Origin of the sequence: Blautia sp. TF10-30, from assembly GCF_003481245.1 — a bacterium.
GTDB lineage: Bacteria > Bacillota > Clostridia > Lachnospirales > Lachnospiraceae > Fusicatenibacter > Fusicatenibacter saccharivorans.
This window is the reverse complement of record NZ_QUKM01000030.1, coordinates 1-2,859: the sequence shown is the minus strand read 5'-3', so window position 1 is coordinate 2,859 and position 2,859 is coordinate 1. Positions and strand designations below refer to the sequence as shown.

The window sequence follows — 2,859 nt, the reverse complement described above, 5'->3', positions numbered from 1 at the left end:
TCGGCGGCTTGCTGCTTTTCACGGGCTGCCCGCTGGCAGTCGCACTCTGCCGGGTGGCGGTCACGCCCGAAACAAGTCTTTCCCTCTGCAAAATAGGCTTCTTTGGGCGTATGGCACTTACCGCAGTATAAAAGCCCGTCCTCGCCTGTGTAGTCCTCCGCTTCGGCGGTAGTGGCTGTAATGTCCGTAATCATAGCTTCAATTCCGTTTTTCATAAGCTCTCGCCCTCCTTGCATGAATAATCGGGTATGCCCTGTTTCGGGGCAGCCTTGCCTTTGGCAGCGTCCTCCTGCGCCCACTTGTAAATGGTGGCTGCATGGCTGTGGTACTGTTTCCCGGTGGAAGCGATATGGCAGGAAAGCCGGTCAATATAATACTCCCACTTGTCGGGCAGCTCTGTTTTCAGCCCGGAAAGCTCTGTATCGGTCAGTATCACATTGTTGTATCTGCCATAAGCGGCGGGGTGTCCCGTTTCTCCCTCTCTCTCTTTTTCTATCTCTATCTCTTTCTCTAACTCTATCTCTATCTCTGGTGGACGAATGTCGGACAAATGTCCGCCTTTTGTCCGGGGCGGTAAAAGTGCCTTGTTTTCCAGTCTTGCAGCCCGTTTCCGCTCGGCTTCGGTAGAGGACTGTCCTATCATCAGCTCAATGTCGGTCATATAGAAAGCCCCGCTGTCAAGCTGCTCCACAAGCCCCAACTGCCGGAAAATCTCTAAAGCCCTCTCAACCGTCCCTATCTGGTGGCGGGTCAGTGTCGCTATCATCTGCGCTGTGTAGGGGATATGCTCGTCAAGCTGCAACTTCCCGCCGTTTTTCAGCGATTTTAAGTACAGCTTCAAGAGGATATTGGAATATAAAATCCCGTCTTTCATATCTTCCAGCAGCACAATGGAGTCGCTGTCAAAAAAGTTCTCTTTCAGCTTGAGGTAGGAATCCTTGCGGGTATCTGCCATTGTCCCTGTCCTCCTTTTTCCGGCGTTTGGAGTAGTAGCGGGGGCAGAGTATGATAACCGCCCGGAAGCTCTGCTTGCAGCTATGTGTACAGCCCCGGCAGAGGTCGTTGTATGTGATACGGTCGCAGGTGGTATTCCCGACTTTTACTTGCCGCAGGAAAAAAGACCATTCCAGCCGCCGTTTCTTGTTCATTCTTGGCATGGGTGTGCTCCTTTCTGCCGTTTCCGCTGGTGTGACGGTATCGGCGGTAATTCTGTATCATCTCGGTATCATTTTCGGGGTTTTTCTGCCCTGTAAGCCCGTTAAAAAATCCTTTGGTATTGCGGATAGGGTACGGGGCAGCCCCCTTGTTCTGTATGGGTTCGGGTACATTTTGGGGTGGTTTTTATCGCTCCTGTTCCTGCCTTTTCACAGGCTTGCGCTCCCGGCGTAAAATCTGGTCGATATTGCCCTTGACAGTCTGTAAGCGGCGGTATTCCTCCCGTTTTGCCCGGTAATCGTTGTAGCCGCTGTTTTTCTCTTTGATAAGGACTTCAATCTCTGCTTGCAGGGCTTTATAGCTCGGCAGCTTGGAAATGCCGTTCTCCCTGAAATAGCGGGCGGCTGCGTCTGCTATGATAAAGTCGCTTTCGTGCTTCTGACGGTAGGCTGATTTTGCTTTGGCGTTTTTCTGCTGTTTCAGCCCGTCCCGGACAGGGCGGGTCTTGAAATAGGCTAGCACCTGTCGTTGCAGCTCCTTTTTCCCGTCCAGCGTCTTTTCCATCTGCTTCAGCTCTGTAAGGCTTTCCCGCATGGCGGTATAGGCGGCAGAACAGGCTTCGTCCAGTTCCTCCGGGGAAGAAAAGCCGTACTGCTGATAGGCGGTAACGGTAGCTGCCATTTGCTTTAGGTTGTGCTTTGCCGCCCAGCGGTCATAGCCCACGCCCTTGCCCTCGGCTCGCTTGGCTTCCCGGTCAACCATGCGCTGTAAGGTGTTGTCTGCCGGGGTGGTTTTTGCGGCTTTTTCCTCCTGCAAGCGTCCCTTTTGGGTGTGGGGGTATTTTGGTATGGCTGTGGTCTGTTCGGCAGCTCTGTGGGCGTTCTGCGTGAGCAGAGCAAGGACAGCAGCCTTGTCAAAATCGTCCCCCAGCTTCCGAGCTGTGATAGGCTTCGTCCTGTCCGGCGTGAGGTAGGAAAGCCGCCCCCGGCTCTCCTTGACGGTCACACCCTCCCGCAGCAAAAGGGAAGAAAATTCGTCAAAGCTGCCAGCTTGGGAAAGTGCCTGCCGTATCGTCCGGCGCAGCTTCGCCTTGTCCGTTTCAAACTTGGTGGGCTTGGTCGGCTGTCCGGCGGCTTCTCTGGCGGCGTTCTCTTTATCAAGGGCAAGCTGCCCTTTCTTTGCCGCCCAGTATTCCCGTTCCGTTATCCGCTCCTTGCTGCCGTTCAAGAGGTCGATTTGGTAAAGCCCCTCCCGGTGGCACATCTCCATGACTTCACTCTTGAAATATTCCATAGCGGCATTGGTGCAGCGATGTTTGCACCCGGCACGGGTATCTGCCGGTCTGTCCATGTAGGGCAGCAAGGGTACTTCCTCAATACGCAGAGAATTGATAACGATATGAACATGGATATTGCCGCTGTGGTTGTGTCCGTCCGGGTGGGTGCAGACAATGGCTTGGTGTCCTGGGAAATGCTCTTTACAGAACTTCTCGCCCAGCCCCTGCGCCTGGTCTACGGTCAAGCCGTTGTCCGCTGCGTCCCGTGGGTCAAAGGAAATGATATAGTGGTGGCTTTTCACATCTTCCCGTTTTTGGTTTTTCTCATAGCGGAGATTGGCTCGCATACAGGCAACGGCGAAATCCTCGCCCCCGCAGTTGAGGGAAGAAATGCGGTAATCCTCCCTCGGTATCAGCCGCCCGTTTTC

At 53.9% G+C, this 2,859-nt stretch carries 3 protein-coding genes and 1 pseudogene; all 4 read right to left on the bottom strand.

Translation table 11 applies throughout. From position 1 onward, the window contains the following. Positions 1 to 215, bottom strand: a pseudogene (locus DXD02_RS15200) (ATP-binding protein); the annotation flags it as partial. Then, on the bottom strand, positions 212 to 955 hold the full coding sequence (locus DXD02_RS15195; RefSeq protein WP_118667092.1) for a phage replisome organizer N-terminal domain-containing protein: 744 nt from the start codon (positions 953 to 955) through the stop codon (positions 212 to 214). The pseudogene DXD02_RS15200 and the gene DXD02_RS15195, both read right to left, overlap by 4 nt. Next, positions 903 to 1,157, bottom strand: coding sequence for a hypothetical protein (locus DXD02_RS15900; protein ID WP_118667091.1), 255 nt, complete (start codon positions 1,155 to 1,157; stop codon positions 903 to 905). Before DXD02_RS15900 ends, DXD02_RS15195 begins: the two co-directional genes overlap by 53 nt. Before the next feature lie 184 nt (positions 1,158 to 1,341). Further along, positions 1,342 to 2,859: relaxase/mobilization nuclease domain-containing protein (locus DXD02_RS15180; protein ID WP_118667090.1), on the bottom strand; the 1,518-nt coding region annotated here is incomplete at its 5' end.